Raw genomic sequence first — 23,243 nt, forward strand, 5'->3', positions numbered from 1 at the left:
GGTTGTTTAGGTTTAGTAGTCCATGAACATCCTGATCGCTGACTTTGATCAGAAATTTATCAGCGACATCCAGCGTTCCTGGTCTGTAGCAGGCACCAACCTGCGTACTTGCAGTACCGAGAGCGAACTCATGCCTATTGCAAAAGAAGGTTCGATAGACCTTGCGTTTATCGAGGTTCCTTTCTTGATGCAAGACAATATGGATATGGTGAGCTACCTCAAGGAACGCCACCCGGGAATTGAAATTTTTGTACTGTGCGATGACCGCAACTGGCAGGGAGCAGCCAGCGCCATCACCCGCGGAGCCAACAGTTTCTTAAAGAAACCCGTAACGCTTTCGCTACTGGAAAGCACCGCACAGAAAATCCAGGCTCAGCTTCAGAACAAGTCCAACAACCAGCTCATGGAGTCTCAGGTGCTGGACAGCCTTTTGGGCAACACTCCCGAAATGCGAAAGATTCTGAAGACGGTCTACAAGATCGCCCCTACCAACAGCACAGTCCTCATCACCGGCGAATCCGGTTCCGGCAAGGAATTCCTGGCCAACGTGGTACACCGCTACAGCAAGCGAGCCAACGAGCCCTTCGTAGCCGTAAACTGCGGAGCCATTCCCGAGAACCTTGTGGAAAGTGAATTGTTCGGTAGCAAGAAGGGAGCCTACACCGGCTCTACCACCGACAAGAAGGGCTTGTTCGAATCCGCCAACGGAGGCACGCTCTTCCTTGATGAAGTGGGCGAACTTTCTCCTGCGACCCAAGTCAAGTTGCTGCGATTCTTGCAGAGTCATGAAATTCGCAGGGTAGGCGAAACCGAAGCCCGCTACCTGGACGTTCGCATTATCGCCGCCACCAACAGGAACCTGCAAGACCGCATGGTCAGCGGAAATTTCCGCGAAGACCTGTACTACCGACTGAACACGTTCCATCTGCAATTGCCGCCCCTTCGCGAACGAAAGGCTGCGCTTCCCAACCTGATTAAATACTTTATTCTAAAGAACAAGGAAAGTCAGGGCAAGGATATTGTAGATGTGGAACCGGCGGCCTTGTATGCCCTGACCAAATACCCCTACCCCGGCAACATCCGTGAACTGGAAAATATTCTGGAACACGCCATCGTGCTATCCGAGGGGGGCATCATCCGTTTCGAAGACCTCCCCGAAAACGTCCAGAACGTTTCCCGAGAAGCTACCGTCGCTATTCCCCATATCAAGCGGGAAGCAGACAGCGAGACTGAAGAATCTGCTGAGCAGAATGCCGCCACGGAATCTATCGATTACGGAACGGTGGTTTTCAACGCCCCGATCAGCCCCATTGCCATCGCCCACGAAAGCAGCCCCGCAACGCCGACTGTCGCCGCCCCCGCAGCAGCACCCGTCGAAGAAAACGACGACCTGATTACCCTCGAGGAAATGGAACGTCGATATATCCTTCGTGCCCTCAGCGTCTGCAAGAACAACAAGACCCTGGTCTGCAGCAAACTAGGCATCAGCCGCGCCACCCTATGGCGCAAGCTTAAAGACCTCAAGATTGAAATGAACGGGGAAGATTAGACTTCAACGAGAGTTGCCACCAGGCAGCTATCCTTGGTGTTACCGCTTCCATTAAAATCAATGTCCTGGGAACGTTTCCAGGCGGTCTGTGCGTTTCCATGTACAGAAGCCACCGCATCCCGGACATCGCGGGCAAAGGCGTTCAAATTGAATTCGCTGTAGTTGGAACTGACCATGAAAAAGCCACCCTTGTTCAGGATGGTCGCACAGTCTGCAACCAGCGGCATCAAGTGTTCCCTGACGTTAAAGTTCGCACCCTTGAATCGGGCAAAGCTGGGCGGATCCAGAACGATGCCGTCGAACTTGAGGCCTTTCTTCTGAGCCCAGTGAACGTACTCGATGGCGTTACCACGGAAGAATTCTCCCGGGCGCAAATCCAGTCCATTCAGCTTAAAGTTCTCGCGGCCCTTGTCCAGAATCTTTCCGCTAATGTCGGCATTGGTAGCGATTTCAGCACCGCCGAGGCGTGCATGAACAGAGAAAGAACAGGTATAGCTGAACAGGTTCAAAAAACGCCTGCCAGCACAGCGTTTACCTATTTCCAAGCGCACAGAACGCATATCCAGGAAGAGTCCCGGATTCACCGTATCCAGCAGGTCGATGTTGAATTGGGCAGGTCCTTCGTGAACAATTCCCACGGAATCAGCAGGAGAACCAACTAGGACCTCCATAGGGGCGTTTTCGAGGGATTTTCCAGCCCGAGAAAGGCGTTCCTTAACCACAAGGCATACGGGATTAAAAACGTCTGCTATGGCCGTGGCAACGGCCTTTTTCTGACTCAACAGTTCAGGTCCAAAAAACTGAATCTGAAAACGGTCGCCAAACTTATCCAGAGTCAAGCCGGGAAAGCCATCTGCTACCCCATTGACAACACGATAGGCATCCGTCACATCAAAGAGAGGCGAACGTTTTTCGTGGGCTTGCAGCAAAAGATTCTTGAAGTCGGCCATAGAACAAATAAAAAGGAGCCCACAGGGTCTCCTTACTTATCCATAGTTTTGATCTGATTGACGAATTCGTCAACTTCCTTGAATTCGCGATAGATGGACGCAAATCGCACATAGGCGACCGCATCCAGTTTCTTCAGTTCCTGCATGACCAGGTTACCGATCTGATCGTAAGTCACTTCGAAATTTTCGGTAACGGTCAAGGCGTTTTCAACGTTGATCGCCAGCTGTTCCATATCAGAAACGGAGACAGGACGTTTCTTGCAGGAGTTGATGACTCCGCGAAGAAGTTTTTCGCGCTGGAACGGTTCATGTTCCCCGTTGCGTTTGATAACAGTCAAGGGCTGAAGTTCCACGTACTCACGAGTGGAGAAGCGGCGACCGCATTCCACGCACTCGCGACGGCGCCTGATGTAGGAACCGATAGCGCGGCTATCAACGACCTTGTCGTTATCTTTCTTGCAAAACGGGCAAATCATATTGGTATTGAGGTATGAGGTCGGGCCTATGGCCCTAGAGGAGTGAGGTTCCGAAGATAAAACAGAGATTTCACACTTGCTTTACCCCAAAGCCTTGCGCAGCAAGGCGAGCTCACACCTCGAAGGCGCAAAGCGCCGCCCTCACAGCTAGTTATTCTTCTTGAATTCCTCTACGTTAGCCTTGTATTCAGCCAGGTATTCCTTGGCTGCGGCAACAACGGCTTCCGGAGTGTAACCGAATTCCTTTTCCAGGACGCCAGCCGGAGCGGAAGCACCGAAGCGTTCCAGACCGGAAACCTTACCAAAGCCACCTACAACCTGAGCGAACAGCAGCGGGAGACCGCTGGACTTGGCAAACACCGGAGTCCACGGAGTGATGACGGAGTCGCGGTATTCCTTGCTCTGGCTCATGAAGAGGGCCGGGCTAATCATAGAAACAACGCGAACCTTGAGGCCTTCGGCACGGAGCACTTCAGCAGCGTCGTGAGTCAGGAGCACATCGGAACCGTTAGAGACGAAGGTGAGGTCCGGACGGGCGGAACCGCAGTTATCACTAACAACGTAAGCACCCTTGCGGCACTTGGCAGCTTCAACCTTGCGATCGCCGGGGAGAGTCTTCACGTTCTGGCGGGTCAGGATGATGGTAGTGGGGCTATCGTTGTTTTCGAAAGCCATTTCCCAGGCAGCCACAGTTTCAAAAGCGTCAGCCGGACGGAGGACCAGCATTTCAGACTTACCGTTAGCCTTCTTGAGGCCTTCCAGAAGACGAATCTGAGTTTCGTGTTCGATGGGCTGATGAGTGGGACCGTCTTCGCCAACGCGGAAGCTGTCGTGGGTGTACATAAACTTAACAGGCAGACCCATGAGAGCAGCCATACGGAGCACCGGCTTCATGAAGTCGCTGAACACGAAGAAGGTGGCGCAAATCGGGTAGAGACCGCCGTGGAGAGCGATACCGCAGCAGATAGCACCCATGGTCAATTCTGCAACGCCAACCTGGACGAAGCCGCCCTTGAAGTCGTTAGCGCGGAAGATACCGGTCTTGTTCAGGAAGGCCTGAGTGTTATCGGAGTTAGAAAGGTCAGCAGAAGAGCAGATGCAGTTCTTCACATTTTCAGCCAGGTGGCCGAGGATGGTACCGGAGGTAACGCGAGTTGCAACGCCTTCCTTCAGTTCCAGACCGGAGAGGTCGATCTTCGGAGCCTTGCCGGAGAGCCATTCCTTGAGAGTAGCTGCCTTTTCAGGATTTGCAGCATCCCATGCAGCCTTGGCCTTCTTCCAGGCGACCACTTCCTTGCGGAGTTCGGCCTTGCGGGCTTCGAATGCTTCTGCAACTTCGGGGAAAATTTTGAACGGATCAGCCGGATCGCCACCCAGATTCTTGACGGTAGCGTCGGTAGAAGCACCAGCGGCATTCAGCGGCTGGCCGTGAGTGGAAACAGCACCTTCGAAGGACTTACCGTCTTCAGCAATGGCACCCTTGGCCATGGTGGTGTGACCAATCACGATAGTGGGCTTTTCAGTTTCTGCCCATGCTTCCTTGAAAGCCTTACGGAGAGATGCAATGTCGGAACCATCAGCCACGTCAATAACGCGGAAGCCCCATGCTTCGTACTGCTTCTTGAAGTCGTGGCTCATCACGTCTTCGCAACGGCAGGACAGCTGGACCTGGTTTGCATCGTAGAAGAAAATCAAGTTAGAGAGTTTGAGGTGACCAGCAACGCGGCCCACGCCGTAGGCAATTTCTTCTTCGAGACCGCCGTCGGAAACCAGGCAGACCACCTTGTGGTTCAGGATGTCGCCGAAACGTTCCACCATGAAGCGTTCTGCAATGGCGTTACCCAGGGCAACTGCATGACCGATGCCCAGAGGACCACTGGAGTTTTCGATGCCAAGAGCCACTTCAACTTCCGGATGACCGGGAGTACGGCTGTTCAGCTGGCGGAAGTTCTTCAGGTCTTCCATATTGAGCTTACCCTGGAGGGCAAGTTCGGAATAGAGAAGTGCAGACATATGGCCCGGATCCATGAAGAAACGGTCACGAGCTTCCCAATTGGGGTTTTCAGGATCGAAGCGGAGGAATTCTGCGAAAAGCAGGCTGATAGCATCAGCTGCACCCATGGCTCCACCCGGATGACCGGACTTAGCCTTCTGCACCATGGCAGCGGAAAGAATTCGAACGTTGTCGGCCGCTTTAGTAACGATCGCGTCTTGCACTTTTTTACCTCTCTCTATATAATAGGCGATGAGCCGCCCTTAAAATTTGAGCCAAATTTAGTTTTTTACATAAAATTCTCAAGGCCACATATCTCACTACGTGAACGAAAACGGGAATTTCAGCCCCAAGCAGTACACAGACGTTCACTAAACGAAACAAAAAACCTCATTTCTATAAAAGTTTGAGTGTTTCTCTGCCATCTTATTTTTTTTATGTTCATTATCATGAAAACGTCTCGTTGTCCTATCGGGGTCTTTGCATGGTCACTCATCCTAGCGACCAGTGTCTGGAGCATACCCGCCCCCGAAAAGAACTACGAGGTAAGACAACCCGACGGAACCACCCTAACCGTAACCAAGAAGGGGGACGAAAGATTCCATTACGTCGAATCCGTTGACGGCTACCCCATGACCCGCGACAGCAAGGGCGTACTCCGTTACGTAGGCGATGACGGCAAACCCTCTTCCAGAAAGCCGCACAAAAAATCAGACGCCCTCAGCAAACTCCGCGAACAAATCAGCAACCCTATCAATCCGGACGCCCCGGCAAAAATGGATAGCGCCAATACGGAGCAATCCACCCCGTCGCCCCTCCGTATGCCCGCCGTAAATCCCAACCTGAAATCCGGAGAAAAAAACGTCCTAGTCGTCCTCGTCCAATTCCAGGATGTGAAATTCTCTTCCGAGAATCCCCAGGCCGTTTTCGATAGTCTACTCAACCAGGAAGGATACAAGCTAGGCGGAAATCAGGGCAGCGCCAGAGATTACTATGTAGACAATTCCCTTGGCATATTCAAGCCCCACTTTGACGTGGTCGGTCCATTCACTGTCAGCAACACAGTAGCCAATTACGGAGAACTATCCCGCAACGGAACCATGGGGGCGCAAAACGCCTTGAAGGAAGCGCTGGACTCTCTTAAAAAACAGAATTTTGATTTTAGCAAGTACGACAACGACAACAACCGTTACCTAGACTTCGTCCACATGATCTTTGCCGGCTTCGGCGCCCACGATTCCAAACAGGATTCATCCATTTGGCCCCATAAATGGATATTCAGAAGTCCCTACAGGGTTTCGACATCCCTGAGAAAGACCTTCTACGTAGAACCCTACGCCTGCAGCGCCGAACTGGATGGAGCAACGAACCAGCAAGATTCCACGACAAAAATAACATCGGGTGTCGGGCAGTTCCTTCATGAATTCAGCCATCTGTTAGGTCTTATGGACCTGTATTCAAACAACGATACCATTTTCACTCCTTCCACCTGGGACCTTATGGACGCCGGAGCCTACGACCGTCTAACGACTAAAGAAGCGGCAGGAACGGTTCCGCCAAATTTATCTGCATTTGAGAGACTTTCACTGGGCTGGATTTCTACTACGGAATTGAATATAAAAGGATCCGTCAAACTGAGTGGCCTCCAGAACAACGTCGCCCTGCAAGTGACCAGCCCCAAAAATCCCGACGAATTTTTCTTGATGGAATACCGCAGTTCCTCGGGATGGGACAAAGCCTTGCCTACCCACGGCATGCTCATATGGCATATCGACTATAACAAGAATGCCTGGGATTCCGCCGCCGTAAATACGGGCGTTCACCTGCACGTAGACATCGAAGAAGCCAGCGGAAACGGAAGCTATCAGAACCGAACAAGAACGCCATTCCCCGGAAGTGCGCGAGTCAGAAGTTTTAACAAATTCATCACCTGGGGCAACACAGACCTGGGGGTATCCATTAGCAATATTTCCGAATCTCGCAACTATTCCTACATCACGTTCAATGTGGATATGGACGCCGACTCAGGAAGCATCGACCTGATGGAAGGTACTGCAGAGGACCTGATGGAAGTACCCTCGGACAGCGTTCTCGTGGATGAAGAAATCATCGATCTCCAGGTATCTTCCAGCAGCAAAGCGGAAGTGGAACCGGAGCCTGAATCCAGTTCCTCCCCCTGGATTGAAATCGCCGAAGAGGACGTTACCGGAAACAGGCTTTCGCAGATAAATTTTGAAAGCACGCAAGTCAAGACCTTGCAAGTTTTCTCTATGAACGGTCAGCTTTTATTCCAGGAAGAATTCACCGGCAGCATGCCCACAGAAAAGCTTCGCCATTATAGGCAACCATTGATGCTATCGGTAAGCCGCAACGGCAAAAAAATCGGGCACAGTTTATTTATATTTAGGGAATGAATTCTCTAAAGAAACTTTTGAAAAATCTGGCTCATGGTGGAACCATTGTCGGTCTTATCGTAGCCATCATAATTCCCTTTCTCATTTACCTCGGACCTAATGTAGGCCACAAGTCCACCATACAGATGCTGGATCTTAAATTGCCTATGCCCCTGTTCCTCGTGCAGCTCGCCGCAGGGATCGCCCTGCTTGTCATGCTTCACAAGGATTTGCGCGATTGGCTCAAGTCCATCCTTCCGGCGAAACCTTACTGCATCGCCATCCTGGTCTTTACAGCAGCCATTACCATTTTTGCCGGCACCCAGATTGAGGCCCGCCATCGAGTCCAAAGCGATGAAAGCATTTTCCTTTCTGTTGCACAGAACATGTTCTACAACCAGGAATCAGGAACTTGCAACCAGGGGTACTTCGAAAACGGTTCCCTGAACTGCATCGCCAAATCCAACAGCTTCAAGACCAAGGGTCTGGCATTCCTCTACCTCATCGGCATGCCGTTCCTCGGCACTGATCTTCATTGGATATTCAACATGGAATTGGCCATGCTTCCTCTGGCCATCCTGCTCATGTTCCTGGCCGTGGTCGCCTGGACAAGGCAACCGCTCCTAGCCTTCTTCGCCTCCCTGTTAATGGCGCTACAACCCACCGTACTTTTCCAGTTCCGCGCCATGTCCGTGGAACCCCTCTACATTTTCCTTTCGGCCCTGGCACTCCTGGTTTTCAAATGGACCTATGACCGTAACACAATCAAGCATTGGGCCATACTGGCACTGGTTCTAGCCTTCTTCGCCCAGACCCGTCAAGAAACAGTATTCTGCTTTGCGCCCTTCATCCTGTTTGCATTACCCAAACTGTTGGATTCCAAAAGCGCCAAGTGCCCCACCTTCTTCGTTATCCTTTCCGTATTCTCTACCCCCGTTTTGCTGACCATCAGCTACTTCCAGGGATTCGGTTTCCAGGGGGGCGAATTCAGCGCCCACGGCCACTTCCTTGAAGACCTGGTCAAGAACTGGCAAGAGATGACCTTACCCCTCAAGGAAAACGGCGAACTGACCAACCCCTTCCTGACTTACTTCAACTATCTGTTTGCCGTTGGCGGAATCTACCTGCTATTCAGAGCCGTCTGGGATTCCGTTAAGGGATCCGGAGAAAGCCGCTACTTCTATCTGAAAATGCTGGCGTTCCTGCTCCTCTACCATATCCAGACCTACATGATTCTTGAAAACGTCTCCGGTGATTTCGGCATCCAGATCAACCAGCGCTACAGCCTAGTCATGATTCCCAGTATGGCTTTCGTGGCAGCACTGCCCATAGCCCACTTGATCCAGGCATTGGCCAACAGCCTAAGTGACAAGAAGCCTTCGCCGGTCACTCTGATCGCCATTATGATACTGGTCGCCCTCGGCTTTACCGGGTGGACGTTCCACTACAAGGCAGACTTCAACAACAACATCATGTATAACCGCAATCACCTGACCGTAGAAGAACATTCCATCCTAGAATGGCTGGGAGAACTTCCCAAGAAACCGAGGATGTTTATCTATGGCAGACCTTGGCACTTTGTCGGTTACGGAATTTCTTCCATTCATTATGACAGGGCCAGAAATCTGTCCTCCGAAGATATGCAGAACTTGATTGATCGCTACCAGGGAGAAGTCTATTATATCCGTGGACTGGATTGTTGGGATAGCAAGACCTACCACAAGAAAGCAGTGGAACACCGCATCCCCACCACTTGCGACGTATTCGAGCGCGAAATGGAAATGGACGGAATCAAGAACATCCTTATTACGAACAACTACTGGGTTCAAATCGCCAAGTTTAACGGTCGCAAGAACTACAATACTCAAAAGATTATTGACGTCCAGGAACCCAAGCTAACCGAAGCACAGCCCGCAGAAAAAAACTTGAACGAGGTTGATGAAAACACAGACGTAAATAAAGTCGTCACCGACACCTTGAGCATTTCCTACTCCCTAAAGGAATCTAGCGAAGCCATCGCAAACTGGGAACTGATCATTACTCTGAACAACAAGATTATGATCCGCAAGCCTTACCAACTTGGTGAGTTCCAGCAGGTCACCTCGACGGAGGCCTTGCAGCCCGGTTTCAACCAGTTCCGCTTTATAGTTAATGACACAAGTAAGCAGAAAAAACTGGCAGACAAGGTGATTAACTATATGAACAAGGAAGGTGGCGCCATTCCGCTAACCGAATTGAATTATGAAAGTCATCAGCAAGGCTGGGGCAATCTTCACTTCAACACAAGCATCGAAGGGAAGAAGATGACCGTTGACGGGCAAAATTACGACAGCGGACTGGGAACCCATTCCCCCTCCCAGACGACTTACGATGTCGGCGGCAAGTACTCCCTATTCCGCACCACAGTGGGTCTGGATGACGAATCCCTCTGCAGTGACGGCGTTTTTGTAGAAATTGAAGGTGACGGAAAGGTGTTGAATTCTACACCGGTCTTCACAAATGGTACCGCACACACCTTAACAGTTCGTATTGAAGGTGTCCAAAAGCTAACTTTGAAGTCGACCCCCAAGGGCAGCAAGGACTGCACTCACGTAGACTTCGTAAATGCAGTTCTTATTCCCTAGTTTAAATCGGTTAGGTTAAAATGCTTTTATCTGTTATTATTCCCGTCTTTAACGAAGAAGAAATCGTTGCCAAGACATACGAAGTTCTTGAAGAAGAACTGAAAAACGTGGAACATGAATTAATTTTCGTGAACGACGGATCCAAGGACCGCACTCGCGAAATTGTAGAAGGTTTACTTCCCAGCAACCCCAACAACAAGATCGTGAACTTCAGCCGCAACTTCGGTCACCAGGCAGCCTTTAGCGCAGGCCTGGACAAGGCTTCTGGCGATGCAGTCGTCATTATTGACGGTGACCTGCAGGACCCGCCCAGCCTGATTCACGAAATGCTGGAAAAGTGGCGTGAAGGTTATCAAGTTGTCTACGCCCAGCGCAACAAGCGTGCCGGCGAAACCATTTTCAAGAAGTTTACCGCATTTGCATTTTATCGCCTTATCGGCAAGTTGACCAGCATCGAGATTCCGCCCGACACAGGCGACTTCCGTCTTATGGACCGTTGCGTGGTGGACCAGCTGAAGAACCTGCCGGAACGTAGCCGATTCCTCCGCGGTCTCGTGTGCTGGGTAGGCTTCAAGAAAATCGGAGTCAAGTACGATCGAGCCGAACGTACTGCAGGCACCTCCAAGTATCCCCTAAAGAAGATGCTCCGACTGGCGTTCGACGGCATTACTGGATTCAGTTCCGCCCCCTTGAAGCTCAGTTTCTACGCAGGCATGTTTGCCACAATCGTGGGACTCGGTCTGTTCGTCTGGTCCATTATCGAAAAGATTTTCTACCCCACCACCACGGTTCCCGGCTGGGCATCTCTCATGACGGCCATCGTGTTCTTTGGCGGTGTACAGTTGATTTCCATTGGAATCATGGGCGAATACATCGGACGAATCTATGACGAAGTCAAGCAGCGTCCCCTGTACATCGAAGACAAGAAATAGTAGACAGCCACGAGTGATGAGTGGCGAGCATTGAGATTTAAACAAGGCGGCGAAGCCGCGTTAAACAGAGCAGAAAGCAACGCAGTTGCGAGCTCGAAACTGAAAACTGAAAGCAGAATATGAACAACAAATTATTCGTTATGAGTGCCGCTAGTGGCGCAGGCAAGACCACCCTCAAGGACCTGGTCATCAAGGACTTTCCGGACATCAAGTATTCCATCTCTGCAACCACCCGCCAGCCCCGTGCCGGTGAAGTCGATGGCGTTCATTACTTTTTCAAGACCAAGGAAGAATTTGAAGAACTGATCAAGAATGACGGTCTGATTGAATGGAATGAAGTTCATGGAAACTACTATGGAACTCCCAAGAGTTTCGTTGAACAGACTCTGGCCGAAGGCAATCGAGTCCTGTTTGACCTTGATGTTTTCGGCAAGGTGAATTTTGACAAAGTCTATCCCACCGCAACAGGCATCCTGATTCTCCCGCCCAGCGACGAAGAATTGGAACGTCGCCTCCGCGGTCGTGGCACCGACTCCGAAGAAGTCATCCAGCTCCGCCTTGCAAACGCCAAGAAGGAAGTTGAATTTGCTAAAACTCAGGGCAAGTACGAACACATCATCGTCAACGACGACCTGCAAAAAGCCGCCGACGAACTCCGCGCCATCCTGAAAAAGAAATAAAAAATCGTTGAAATAAAACAGTCAATCCCGAGCCCTCTCGGGATTGACAAACAAAAAATCGTTGAAGCGAAACTCAACGACCAGAATGTGCAACGCACATTCTGAGCAGGGGGTCCAGGAGGGCAGTTAGCCCCCATGCATCTTTATAGAAGCTCTCTTTAGGCGATCGTTCAAGGCCATCCCCACCCCAACATTGGGAACCGGATCCACCAAGATCAAATCGTATTCCGGCAAATCCAGATCATGCATGTAGGCATACAGTTTGGCGGTCGCTTCCAACATATCTCCCTTTTCGGAAAGATTAAGGGTAGCGGGAATCGGCCCGACGGTATCACCAAATGCAATACGCACAGTATGTTCCGGAAGTTTGAATCCGGCAGGAACCTCGCCGTAATAAAGAGGCACCTGAGGGCGGTAATGGGTATCGCACTGGCCAGGAGCGGCCATGGGTTGACCCGGCTTGGATGTAGATTCCTTGATAGCCACCTTGCCCAAGACCTTCTCCACCATTTCGGGAGTTATGGCACCGGGGCGAAGAACCGTAGGAATTTCCGTCACCACGGATATGATGGAACTTTCAACGCCCACGTCGCAGGCGCCACCATCAACAATACCCGCCAACCCACGATCAGCCAGCTGGTCTGCCACATGCTGGGCGGTTGTGGGGCTCACGTGCTTAAACAGGTTTGCGCTAGGGGCCGCCAAAGGCACACCAGCCTTGCGGATAATTTCCTGGGCAATGGGATGAGCCGGGAAGCGTACAGCTACAGAAGGAAGGCCGCTAGTACACAGGTCAGGGATGCAATCCTTCTTGGGAAGGATCAAGGTCATGGGACCAGGCCAATAAGCTTCAGCCAGCTTGTAGGCCGCCTCGGGAATATCCTTGGCAATATCCTTCAACTGTTCCACATCGCAAATATGAACAATCAGGGGATCAAAGGTCGGACGTTCCTTAATGGCAAAAATCTGTGCCAGAGCCTTAGGCTCGTATGCATTGCCGGCCAAGCCGTAAACCGTTTCGGTAGGAATAGCCACCACCTGCCCGTCTGCCAAAAGTCGGGCGGCTTCATCCACTGATGTCCAAGGGGGAAATTTCATGATGGCCCAAATTTAGAAATTTGACACCGATTCTGCTAGATGCAAAAAAGGATGGCCCAAAGGACCATCCTTAAATTTTTGCATTTACCCTTAGGTTTCCGCTTATTCTGCGGTTTCGGCAGCGGGAGCCTCTGCAGAAGCATCAGCAGCTTCTTCAGCCTTGGGTTCATCCTTGCGGCCAAAAGCGAACACCTTGTCGCAGGCGGAGTTAAAGCGGTTCCAAGTCTTCTCGGAATGTTCACGGGGAACGGCACCCACTTCCTTCCAGAGGCGACGGAGGTGCTTCACCTTGTTCATGGAAGCGCCCACGGTAGCTTCGCTCAGGTCGGTCAGCAGGTCTTCGGCCTGTTCGCAGAGCAGCAACTTCTTCTGAAGGTTGTTCTGGCGAGCCTGTTCCTGAATGTCCAGCTGGTCACGACGGCGGGTGAAGAAGTCATCGCAGATTTCGCGGAAGCGCTTGTACATAGTCATGTCTTCGGCGCCGCAAGAACCGGCTTCACGCCATTCCTTCTGGATTTCGCGGACAGCATCGGCCAACTGGTTGGAACCGGCGCTTTCGGCAAATTCAGAAACCTTGTTGATCATTTCCTGCTTCTTGGCCTTGATTTCGGCAAGGGCGGCAGCCAGGGTTTCATCGGCTTCTGCCAGGCGGGCAAGAATCTTATTGTAAACGGTATTGAAGCGATCGCTGATAGCTTCTACGGCTTCCTTGGGAACCATACCCAAAGACTTCCATTCTGCTTCGGCGGCCTTCAATTCTTCCAGGGAAGTCTGTTCGCTAGTACCTTCCAGCTTTTCGCAAAGGGCGGTCTTGGCCTCCAGATTCTTCTGCTTGGAAGCATCCATTTCTTCGAAGTGAGCACGCTTCTTTTCAAAGAAGGCATCGCAGGCGGTACGGAAGCGAGTCCAGATTTCGTCAGACTTGCTCTTGGGTACGGGGCCAGTAGCCTTCCATGCATCCTGCAGCTGTTTTAACTTGTTAGAAGTTGCATTCCAGTCGCTGGACTCCTGAATGGCTTCTGCTTCCAGGCAGAGGGCAACTTTCTTTTCGTAGTTAGCTTCGCGGGATTCATCTTCAGCCTTCAGGTTTTCCTTATGCTGAGCATAGAAAGCGTTGGTAGCGGCCTTGAAACGTTCGGTAAGGGCAGCCACGTTTTCCTTGGGAACCATGCCGATGTTCTTCCAGGATTCCTGGAGTTCCTGAACGGACTTGAACTTGTCCTTCCAGAAAATTTCAGCATTGGCAACCAGTTCTTCGATCTTCTGGCAAATGGCTTCCTTGTCGGCCAGGTTCTTAACGCGTTCTGCATTCATCTCTTCGATAAAGGCAGTGCAGTTTTCCTTGACCTTTTCATAGTAACCCTGGAAGCGATCGCGGTAGTCCTGAAGCTTTGCTGCAGATACGGGGCCGATTTCCTTCCAGCGGTTGCTGAATTCGCGGAGTTTGCTAAGAACGTTCTGGCTAGCTTCTTCCTTGGTCAGTGCTTCCATTTCGGTCAGCAGTTCATCGCGAGCCTGTTCGTTACGCCAGTTTTCCCACTGCTGCATTTCCTGGAAACGGCTGGTTGCAGCCTTATATTCCTGCCACAGGTCGTGGTACTTGAACTTCTGTTCGCCAACGATTTCCTTCCACTGGTTGTAGCATTCACGAACCTTCTTGTTCAGTTCGCGGAAGTCTTCATTTTCGTCGAAGGACTTGACCTTTTCGATAATGGCCTTCAACTTGACGGAGTTTTCTTCAACCATCTTCTGAGCGGATTCAGTGAAGGAAGAAATCTTTTCGGAAAGCTTATTGCGAAGAGCATTGTAGGACTGAAGGATCGGATCTTCACCTTCAAGCAGGGGCAGCTTTTCCCATTCGCGGACAATGCCGTGAAGGTGCTTACCGGTAGTTTCATTTACGTCGGTGTCAGCCAGAGCCTGCAGACGTTCCAGCAGTTCCGGACGGGCGGATTCGTCAGCAGCGTCTACAGCAGGAGCATCCACCACCACAGGCTTGCGGACTTCCTGAACCTTGAAGTAGGCGTTGTTAAAGCGCTTGATCAAGGCGGCATCCATCATGGACTTGCCTTCGGCCCAATCGTTCAAGATAGCGTCAACGCGTTCTGCGTTATCGGCCAACTTGTTTTCGGAAACCAGCTGTTCCAGTTCTTCGAGGCTAGCAGAAAGAGCGGCAATCTTGGCGGCCTTTTCGGCGGCAGCCTTTTCAGCGGCAATCTTTTCGGCATTGGCTTCATCGCAGAACTTATTAAAGCTTGCATAAACTTCATCCAGGGCAGCCTGCTTGTCACCCATGCCCAAGGCGCGGGCTTCGGCCATCAGTTCTTCAAACTGAGACTTCACAGCCAGAGGATCCTTCTGGGCAGCCAGGTGATGTGCCTGACCCAGCAGAGCCTCCTGCTTACCAGCCAACAGAGCAGCAGCCTTCTTGCCTCCATCTTCGGCTTCCTTCTTGGCGCGAATCTTATCGGCCACCATCTTACGGACGGAAGTATGCTTGGAGCTCTTGGCGATGTCAGCCATAAAGGATTCAGAAGTCACCTTTTCGGCAGCGGCCATGGCAACGGATTCCTTGGCATCGCGGGTAGCCACAATGGTAAGAACGCTAGCCTTGGTGCAAGACTTCACCAGTTCTTCGCGGATGGCATCGCAAGTAGCGGCAGCCTTCAGCAAGTCATCGGCGAAGTGAGTATCCTTAATTTCAGAAAGCAGTGCAATATCTTCACTCGTTGCAGAATCCAGGGACTTCAGCTTCTTGACGATTTCTTCCAGATAGCGGTTCTTTGCCAGGGACTTTACACTTTCGTCGGCATCATTCTGAGAGATGCGCTTGAGAGTATCCAGGCTAGCCACCTTCTTGACGGCAGCTGTACGAACACGAACATCCACGTCGCTGGCAAGACCTTCAATAATGTCCTGATCGTCGACTTCGTCTACTGCCTTGAGGCGGATAGCGGGGTCAGACTTTTTCCAGTTCGGTTTTACAAAATCAAATAAGCTCATAAATTTCTCCAATAGGTAGACAAGCCCTTGGGGGCTCGTGTATAGCATAATCTAACTAAAAAAAGTTTTGTCAATAAAAAAATGGCAGAAATTAGGTGCTTTTTACACTATTAACTATCTTTGTTGCCGTGGCAAGACGAATTCCCAAACTAAACGCACCCGAAGAAGTTCATAACAAGCTCAAACCCGAGCTGCTGACCGACTTCTGCGAAGTGTACATCCCCATGGCTCCCGATGTCTATACATACGGAGTCCCTGTTGGCGTCACCCTGAAACGCGGTGATGTTGTATGGGTTCAGTTCGCCACACGCAAGAAGCCTGCCCTGGCCGTAGTTTCCAAGGTACACCAGCAGCGGCCCTCATTCCAGGTGCGCCCCGCCTACCCTCACCAATCCGGATTCTCCTTTAACGAACGATACATGGAAAATCTGGAATGGGTCGCCAGGTATTATATAAGCACGCCAATGAAATCGCTATTTGTTTTTTGGCCTGCCGATTTTGAAAAGTTCCTGGACGCCCTGGCCGCATCGAAAAATTCAGACTTGCCGGCAGACACCCCTAGTGCAACCGTAAAGCCATCCGCAGAATCTACCGCCCAGCCGCCGCTGACGTTAGAACAAAATAACGCACTGCAGTCCCTTGTCGCCGATCTTAACGGCACAGGTTTCCGCGGCACCCTCCTTCACGGCGTTACCGGTTCCGGCAAGACCCGCATTTATCAGGAGTTAGCCCGAGTCGCCCTGAGCCAGGGCAAAAAAGTTTTAATCCTGGTTCCCGAAATCGGTTTGACACCGCAGACTTCCAAACGGTTTGAAGACTTTCTGCAAGTTCCCATCGTGGTTCTGCACTCCGCCCTGTCCGCCCCCAAAAAGCGAGAAGGCTATCTGTCCATTATGCGCGGTGATGCAAAAGTAGTCCTTGGTACCCGCAGCGCCATTCTGGCTCCCTTCGACTTTGACCTTGTCATCTTAGACGAAGAACACGATTCTTCTTTCAAGCAGCAGGACCCTGCCCCACGATATCACACCCGTGAACTAGCATTCCACTTGGCATTCAAGCATGGAGCCCTTGTGGTTTTAGGCAGCGCAACTCCTTGCCTTGAAACCTACACAAACGCACAAACCGGAAAGCTAAAGCTGTTGACGCTAAAGGAACGCGCCACCCAGGCACCCATGCCTCACATCGACATCGTAGACATGGGCAAGAACCGCCAGCAGAAAGGCATCATGCTCTCCCCCGCCCTCCGCGAAGCCCTGACCGAAAACGTGGCCGCCGGAGACCAGGCCATCATCCTGATGAACCGCCGCGGTTATTCAAAGGTTCGAGTCTGCACGGAATGTGGAGAAACCCTTTACTGCAAGAACTGCCACATTCCTCTGGTATATCATAAGCAGTACCGTTCTCTCATGTGCCATTACTGCGCCACCCTCTACCCCGTAAACACCCCCTGCGGCAGCTGCGGAGCAGACACCTACGAATTCGTGGGCGGAGCCATCGAAATGCTGGAAGAAGAAATCAACGGCTGGGTTCCCGGAGCCAAAGTCATCCGCATGGACCGCGACACCACCCAGAACGTAGGTGCCACCGAAAAAATTCTGGACCAGTTCCGCAGCGGTGAATTCAACATTTTGCTGGGCACCCAGATGGTTGCCAAGGGGCACGACTTCCCCGGAGTTCGCTTGGTAGGAATCGTCGGAGCCGACAGCGGCACAGGCATCCCCGATTTTAGAACAACAGAACGTCTTTACCAATTATTGAGTCAGACGGCAGGTCGAGCCGGCCGAGCCTCCCGCAAATCCGACGACCCGCAAAGCGACCAAGGCCGAGTCTTCATTCAGACTTTAAAGCCCTCCGAGCCGGTGATGCAATTTGCCATTCACCATGACTTCGAAGGTTTCGCCTCCATGGAAACTGATGACCGACAAGCCGCCTGCTACCCGCCCTTCTGCAAGCTGGTAGAAATCAGCTGCGGCAGCAAGGACCCAGACCTTTTACGCCATACGGTGGAACGTCTAGAAAACATCCTCCGCGCCGACAAGAGCTTTATGGTATTAGGCCCCGTAGACGCCTTCGTCCCCATTGTGCAAAACGTACACTGGACCAGACTCTACATCAAGACACAGGATCTGGCCCCCGTGCGGAGAATTCTTTCGCCCATCATCAACTCCCCAAAACCCTGGGTTATGGGAGTAGATATAAAGGTGGAAATTCAATAGGAAACGCATACAAAAAAAACGGATGTTCCTTATAGGAGCATCCGTTCTTCGTTAGAAACGTTTTGACTTAGAACACAAAGGTAATCACACCAGCCAAAAGACCTGCACCGGCAACGCCATAGAAAACGTTACGGAGCGTCTGATGATGGTCGATATCATCTACAGCCTTTTTCTGAGCAGCCTGTTTTTCTTCGTAATTGCTGAACACAGAAGTGTTATAATCGTTAGCAACATCATTAGCCTTCGAGTTCTCATAGATGCCCACACCTACACCACCGGCAATAAGAACTGCGGCAGCAATTCGGGTCCATGCGCGCCAAGTCCAGGACTCGCCAGACTGCTGCTGAGTCGAAGGCATATCACTACCGTAGGCATATTCTGCAGTAAGGCCGCGGGTTTTCAATTCACCAGCAAGAATAGAATCGGACTTGGCTTTCCAATTGACAAATTCAGGTTCATTGGCAAATTCATTCACAGAGAAAGAACCGTCCACGTCAAAGGGAACTCCGCCACGGCTCAAGTAAAGATTGGACATTGCGATATAGCGGTCGCCAGCCTGAGTCTTCAACGGGAAATTCAGATATTCCACTTCGGTCTTGAAAGGAGCGGAACGATCAAAGGTTGCAGCCTTGTCAATCGGCATTTTCATCACACCGCTAAACAAGAACGGAGTTGCGACGTCCAAGGAATCCACCACGGACACGCTGAAGGTTTCAGCTTCAGAATCATAAGAACCAATGGTCACCTGAGCCTTGGGAGCTTCGGCACGAATAGTCTCCGCCTGAACAGCAACCATGTAGTCGTTCAAGACTTCAATGGCGCGAAGCAGACGTTCACGATACTTGTCACAACGGGAAATCAGTTCACTATACTGACGGTTTCCTTCTTCTTGCCACTGATCCCTACGGCGAGCGAATTCTTCGGATGATTCGTTGGGCTGCTGGGGAGACAACTTGGGGTAAGTGGCCATAAACTTGTTGATCATCTGAGTGCGTTCGCCATCAGTCTGTCTGATACGATTTTCGATGATAACCACACGAGCCTTATACTCTTCAGACTTTGTGGAATTCTTGAGCAGAAGTTCAGAAAGTTTGATTTCACCTTCTCTAGAGAAAATGCTCTGTTCTTCAAGAACAACATCAAGTTTCAACTTGGTATTGGCCTTCAATTCAACTTCTACAACTCTTGTTTCGTAAGAGGGATAAGAAACGGTCACCGTCAACTTGCCAGGAACAACGCTTTCGAACTTAGCGGGAGCTTCCAAGGACTCACCCGTAGTAGACAGAACCACTTGAGCATTTTCGGGGAAGGTACGCACTTCTACATCGGAGTACATACCAGACTGAATCTTCCTGATTTTATCAGCCGCTTCTTCAAGTTCAGCGATACGCTTTACTGCAACGCGGGAACGTGCTTCAGAAAGTGACTTAACTTCCTTGTCGTAGACAGCTCTGCGTTTTTCAAAATCAGCCATCTTTTCAAATTCGCCCTTGGGAGCCAGAGGGGGCAATTGAGCCTTGACATCGGATTCAATCTGCTGTACGAAAATGTGGGCGGCGGTAACGCTGTCCATAATCAGCTGCAGTCGGTTGGAATAAATGTTAAAGTCGTCGGTATCCTTGGCGGTCAACTTATCCAGATCCAAAGCGGCACCAGCAGGAGCCACATTAGCCACAGGGGCAGGACTCTGCGGAGCCGGTTCTGATGCTACGGGAGCAACCGACGGTACGAAAGTAGCAGGTTGTTCGGCAGCCGGAGCGGAGGCCGGAGCAGGAGCGGGCTGGGCCACAGGGGCGGGTGCCGGGGCAGGAGCAGGAGCGGGCTGGGCCACAGGGGCGGGTGCAGGAGCTGGGGCCGGAGCGGGCTGGGCCACAGGGGCGGGTGCCGGGGCAGGAGCGGGCTGTGCCACAGGAGCGGGTGCCGGGGCAGGAGCCGGAGCGGGCTGTGCCACAGGAGCGGGTGCCGGGGCAGGAGCCGGAGCGGGCTTAGGAGCAGGTTTTGCCGCGGGAGCAGGTTCATCCCAACCAGCGTCGTCCCAACCTACAGAATCCCAATCATCAGCCAAAACAACCGAACTGCAAAGTACTAGCGCTCCAAAAAGAACTTTTAAATTCATATCGCGTCCCTCAAAATCTTATGTAATAGAAAAGATACATTCTGTATGATTTATATGCAACAACTCACCACTCAAAAATCAACCCTAAAGGGTATGTAGGAAAGCAAGCATAGGGGAAATTAGATGCCAAACTTCTCAAAATTTTCGTAGGTATAATCTCGGGTAAAGGCATTAAAATGCCACCATTCGCTTCCTAGAGGAACCCATCCCGCCTTTTTCATAATAGAACGAAGTTTATTGCGATTGTCTATCTGCTGTTGAGTCAAACGACCACTTTGCAAAGCTTCAGACTCCCCTACAGAACCCGCACAGCGTTCAAAGGAATCAAAATCAGTCCCCATATCCAGCAAGTTTCCTTCTGCATCCGTAAGACTCAAATCCAGAGCAAGTCCGAAATTATGAAGTCCCCCTTTCACCGGAGAAGAAACGTAATGGGAATATGGAGTTCCTCGCACGGTATTCCTCAGGGCAGCCTGAGCGTAAACAGGTCGAGCGGCATCAAAGATGACCAGCTTGGCTCCCGGGAATTCCTGTTCCATGACATGGATGGTTTTCTTCAGTTTCTCGTAGGCTTCTTTGCGGACAAAAGCCCGCTGCACGCCGCAATACAAGTCATGTCCCGTTACGTTATCAAAAGTCGCATAGCGTAAATTCATGCGCAAGCCTTTCATACGGGTAATTTCCACAAGGCTGGAATCCTGTTCGGCAAAGGCAATCCACTGCTTTACTGCGGAACAGAATCGCAAAGGTTTTTCGGGCTTAGGCGGAACAAAGGCGACATCCGTAGGATTCGCCAATGCCATACCACAAAGGGCCAAAATTACAAGAAGGCGGAACAAGCTAAACTAGAACTGAACTTCTACACCAAACTGAGGGTACAATCCCAAGCCCTTAGCCATAAAGGGAACCAGATCATAACCGTCAGCAGAATTCTTCTTGCGGTCATCACGAGTTACATAAGAACGTTCGCGGTAGTTGTCGGAACCCAGGAATTCAACATCCAGATTTGCAAAGATGTTATCCAGTTCCAGATAGAACCTGGCCGTACGGAAGAAACTCTTCTTGGGAATCAAATCCAAATTGACGCGAAGGTCTGTGCGGAAGAAATCCGTAAACTGGTGATAATCTTTCAGTTCTCGAGTGCCAATGGAATTGGCTGTAGCCGGGGTAATCGAATAGTAATACAGCGGACGATGCAAGGCTGCATGATGAGTCAAAATTACAGACACGATAGAGTCCTTGCGGGGATAGTAGCGGAAGTGAGAAAGAATATCAAGACGGGAATTGGCTTCCCAGGGCAAGCTCCTACCGCCATCCAGTTCATATTCACCGTAGACAGAGCTGATGTTTGTCGCCATGGAGAAATGGTGAGAAGTCTTTAATTCTGCAGAACCCGAAGCACCGGCTACCCAGGCGAAATCCACCGGAGTCACATCATTATAACGGGCATAGGCCTTAGGCAAGGGCAGCAGCGGATCCGCATAATAACGACCAAAACCAGAAGCCTGGGCAATGAAGTACTTGGAATTATAACCAAGGCCCAGCTTAGCGGAAACACCCGATTCCAGACGTCCCGTCAGTTCGCCATCATCAAAGTAAGGTTTCCAGTCGCTGCGGTAGGCGGCATTACCAAAAAGGCGCCAGAAAGCAGTATCGGTCTTAGAAAGATTCTGCTGATAATCGAAAGAGGCCGTAGGAGCGGCTTCATGTTCACCCGCATCGGCAACAGCACCCAAAGAAAGAATCTTCTGAGAGTAGTCGCTCTTCCAGTTCAGACGACCCGCTCCAGAAAGCACTCCCGTCTGATGATCCTTGGATTGAACACCACCAAATTCAGGATACTTATGTTCAAGAACATGATGTTCATACAGAAGAGCTCCGCTTAACTTTGATCCATAGATATCACCTTTGAATTTCTTATCCAGGCCACCGCTAAGAGTTGTGTGGGTCTGTTCGTAGCTGTCGATGAAAGCCTTTGCCATATCCTGGTCGGTACTGCCCGGGCTACGGAAACCAATCGTATCGCGCAAGGTGTCGCCCACATGTTCGCGAACCATACCTGCGTGGAAGCTGGTACCAAAACGGGATTCATATTCGGCGCCAATGACCAAGTAAGACTGCACACCTTCAATGATATCGATAAAGGCCACAGAATCAATGCGTCTAGAAGTATCCTGGTGTACGCTATATTCGTCGGAACTATACAAGGTTCGCAGAGCCCAGGTATTTCCTTCGGAATCCGAGCCGTTAAACTGGGCATAAACATCCATGGCGCTCAGGTCATAGGGGTTCGATTCAGCCACCTTGCAATCCTTGCAATCATCGGTATTCTTACGGAACTCAGAGAAGAACTTTTCTCCCATGTTCTTCAACATGTCTGCGTCCAGCATTCGGAATGCAAAACGGAAACTATCCCAGAAGAGCCACGGAGCATCCACCACAACTTCTCTCATGGTAATGCCAGCAGTTCCTCTCAAGCCCCAATCGCCCTTGGTCTGTTCGGGAATGTATTGCACAGAAGTTGCCAGGCCCTGACCGATGGGACCTTCGCCATAGTTGTCATGAATTTCGATACCGCTCAAGGTATGAGGGTTAATCACAGAAAGGTTACCCGGGAATCCCACATCCAGATGACGCATGTTGGGAATGCGGAGACGACCTAGATGGTAAGCCACATCACCGGCACGGGAACCATCATAGTAAAGAGCACTACTAAAATCCTTCTGGCCAGAAATACCAGGCATCTGACTCAAATGTTCCGTAAGGTCGAAACGCATACCGGCAGCATCTTCAAGCTTATCCAGATTAATCTTGCGTTCAACTTCCCACTGAACTTTTTCGGCGCTACCGCCAACAATGGTACTTGCACCCAGGCTACGAACGTTGGTACTCAAGGTAACCACCATATCGAACAGGTCGGCAAAATCCTGAAGTTCCACCACAACGCTATCAAAGCCATCTTTCTTAAAGACGAGGGATGCATTACTGGAGCTTACGGTATACTCAAATCGGCCATCTGAATTCGTTTCACCCACGGACTTACCCGACACATAGGTAATAGTCACATCCTTAATGGGCAAGTCATTTTCGGCTTCAAGAACCACACCCGAAATTAGGGTCGGCGTAGCACCGAATGCTACGACAGCAAAAAATACCACAGACAGAAAAACGATAAGGCGTCGAATACTCATACTAGTTAAATTAGAAATTTTA

At 50.9% G+C, this 23,243-nt stretch carries 14 protein-coding genes; 6 read left to right on the plus strand and 8 right to left on the minus strand.

Features of this window, described 5'->3' with window-relative positions:
- Nucleotides 1-22: 22 nt before the first annotated feature.
- The gene (locus B7992_RS01035) at nt 23-1,549 is read left to right on the plus strand and encodes a sigma-54 dependent transcriptional regulator (RefSeq protein ID WP_073157238.1); all 1,527 of its coding nucleotides are present in this window, start codon (nt 23-25) and stop codon (nt 1,547-1,549) included.
- Here B7992_RS01035 and B7992_RS01040 read toward each other — a convergent pair.
- The 3 genes from B7992_RS01040 to B7992_RS01050 form a co-directional block, all read right to left on the minus strand.
- Nucleotides 1,546-2,499: a class I SAM-dependent rRNA methyltransferase gene (locus B7992_RS01040; RefSeq protein WP_088658576.1), complete on the minus strand. Its 954-nt coding sequence runs from the start codon at nt 2,497-2,499 to the stop codon at nt 1,546-1,548. The genes B7992_RS01035 and B7992_RS01040 overlap by 4 nt on opposite strands.
- Nucleotides 2,500-2,531: 32 nt before the next feature.
- Entirely contained in the window at nt 2,532-2,975 is a 444-nt protein-coding gene (nrdR, locus tag B7992_RS01045; protein ID WP_073157245.1) for a transcriptional regulator NrdR, read from the minus strand.
- A gap of 147 nt (nt 2,976-3,122) precedes the next feature.
- Entirely contained in the window at nt 3,123-5,192 is a 2,070-nt protein-coding gene (locus B7992_RS01050) for a transketolase (RefSeq protein WP_088665396.1), read from the minus strand.
- 225 nt (nt 5,193-5,417) lie between these two features.
- On the opposite strand from B7992_RS01050, the gene B7992_RS01055 reads away from it, so the two are divergent.
- The 4 genes from B7992_RS01055 to gmk all read left to right on the plus strand — a co-directional run bounded on the left by B7992_RS01055 (nt 5,418) and on the right by gmk (nt 11,597).
- Entirely contained in the window at nt 5,418-7,382 is a 1,965-nt protein-coding gene (locus tag B7992_RS01055) for a M6 family metalloprotease domain-containing protein (RefSeq protein ID WP_176421812.1), read from the plus strand.
- Entirely contained in the window at nt 7,379-9,985 is a 2,607-nt protein-coding gene (locus B7992_RS01060) for an NPCBM/NEW2 domain-containing protein (RefSeq protein ID WP_088665398.1), read from the plus strand. The genes B7992_RS01055 and B7992_RS01060 overlap by 4 nt, the downstream gene beginning before the upstream one ends.
- 20 nt (nt 9,986-10,005) lie before the next feature.
- Complete coding sequence (locus tag B7992_RS01065) at nt 10,006-10,917, plus strand: glycosyltransferase family 2 protein (protein WP_073157257.1); 912 nt, start codon at nt 10,006-10,008, stop codon at nt 10,915-10,917.
- A gap of 119 nt (nt 10,918-11,036) precedes the next feature.
- Nucleotides 11,037-11,597: a guanylate kinase gene (gene gmk / locus B7992_RS01070; RefSeq protein WP_073157260.1), complete on the plus strand. Its 561-nt coding sequence runs from the start codon at nt 11,037-11,039 to the stop codon at nt 11,595-11,597.
- Nucleotides 11,598-11,723: 126 nt separating this feature from the next.
- Here gmk and B7992_RS01075 read toward each other — a convergent pair whose 3' ends face one another.
- Together B7992_RS01075 and B7992_RS01080 are read right to left on the minus strand one after the other, a co-directional pair.
- A complete protein-coding gene (locus B7992_RS01075) occupies nt 11,724-12,695 on the minus strand; it encodes an L-threonylcarbamoyladenylate synthase (protein ID WP_073157262.1) in 972 nt (323 codons plus the stop codon).
- A 102-nt stretch (nt 12,696-12,797) separates the two neighbouring features.
- Entirely contained in the window at nt 12,798-15,698 is a 2,901-nt protein-coding gene (locus B7992_RS01080) for a DUF349 domain-containing protein (protein ID WP_088665399.1), read from the minus strand.
- A gap of 128 nt (nt 15,699-15,826) precedes the next feature.
- Here B7992_RS01080 and priA point away from each other — a divergent pair, with 128 nt between their 5' ends.
- A complete protein-coding gene (gene priA / locus B7992_RS01085) occupies nt 15,827-17,914 on the plus strand; it encodes a primosomal protein N' (protein ID WP_088665413.1) in 2,088 nt (695 codons plus the stop codon).
- A 67-nt stretch (nt 17,915-17,981) separates the two neighbouring features.
- On the opposite strand, the gene B7992_RS01090 is transcribed toward priA, so the two are convergent.
- The 3 genes from B7992_RS01090 to B7992_RS01100 form a co-directional block, all read right to left on the minus strand.
- Nucleotides 17,982-20,030 carry a PEGA domain-containing protein gene (locus tag B7992_RS01090; protein WP_141100331.1) on the minus strand — a complete coding sequence of 683 codons (2,049 nt, stop codon included), beginning with the start codon at nt 20,028-20,030 and terminating at the stop codon, nt 17,982-17,984.
- A 119-nt stretch (nt 20,031-20,149) separates the two neighbouring features.
- On the minus strand, nt 20,150-20,833 hold the full coding sequence (locus tag B7992_RS01095; RefSeq protein ID WP_083539647.1) for a M15 family metallopeptidase: 684 nt from the start codon (nt 20,831-20,833) through the stop codon (nt 20,150-20,152).
- A gap of 42 nt (nt 20,834-20,875) precedes the next feature.
- Nucleotides 20,876-23,221, minus strand: coding sequence for a hypothetical protein (locus tag B7992_RS01100; RefSeq protein WP_073283901.1), 2,346 nt, complete (start codon nt 23,219-23,221; stop codon nt 20,876-20,878).
- Nucleotides 23,222-23,243 lie beyond the last annotated feature (22 nt).

The sequence above is a fragment of the Fibrobacter sp. UWH1 genome (genome assembly GCF_002210365.1).
Taxonomy (GTDB): Bacteria; Fibrobacterota; Fibrobacteria; order Fibrobacterales; family Fibrobacteraceae; genus Fibrobacter.

What these genes read in the sequence shown, in the direction of transcription:
- B7992_RS01075 (WP_073157262.1), bottom strand. Translation starts at nt 12,695, where the DNA reads ATGAAATTTCCCCCTTGGACATCAGTGGATGAAGCCGCCCGACTTTTG.
- nrdR (WP_073157245.1), bottom strand. Translation starts at nt 2,975, where the DNA reads ATGATTTGCCCGTTTTGCAAGAAAGATAACGACAAGGTCGTTGATAGC.
- B7992_RS01040 (WP_088658576.1), bottom strand. Translation starts at nt 2,499, where the DNA reads ATGGCCGACTTCAAGAATCTTTTGCTGCAAGCCCACGAAAAACGTTCG.
- B7992_RS01055 (WP_176421812.1), top strand. Translation starts at nt 5,418, where the DNA reads ATGAAAACGTCTCGTTGTCCTATCGGGGTCTTTGCATGGTCACTCATC.
- B7992_RS01095 (WP_083539647.1), bottom strand. Translation starts at nt 20,833, where the DNA reads ATGGCATTGGCGAATCCTACGGATGTCGCCTTTGTTCCGCCTAAGCCC.
- B7992_RS01065 (WP_073157257.1), top strand. Translation starts at nt 10,006, where the DNA reads ATGCTTTTATCTGTTATTATTCCCGTCTTTAACGAAGAAGAAATCGTT.
- gmk (WP_073157260.1), top strand. Translation starts at nt 11,037, where the DNA reads ATGAACAACAAATTATTCGTTATGAGTGCCGCTAGTGGCGCAGGCAAG.
- B7992_RS01035 (WP_073157238.1), top strand. Translation starts at nt 23, where the DNA reads ATGAACATCCTGATCGCTGACTTTGATCAGAAATTTATCAGCGACATC.
- B7992_RS01080 (WP_088665399.1), bottom strand. Translation starts at nt 15,698, where the DNA reads ATGAGCTTATTTGATTTTGTAAAACCGAACTGGAAAAAGTCTGACCCC.
- B7992_RS01090 (WP_141100331.1), bottom strand. Translation starts at nt 20,030, where the DNA reads ATGAATTTAAAAGTTCTTTTTGGAGCGCTAGTACTTTGCAGTTCGGTT.
- B7992_RS01060 (WP_088665398.1), top strand. Translation starts at nt 7,379, where the DNA reads ATGAATTCTCTAAAGAAACTTTTGAAAAATCTGGCTCATGGTGGAACC.
- B7992_RS01100 (WP_073283901.1), bottom strand. Translation starts at nt 23,221, where the DNA reads ATGAGTATTCGACGCCTTATCGTTTTTCTGTCTGTGGTATTTTTTGCT.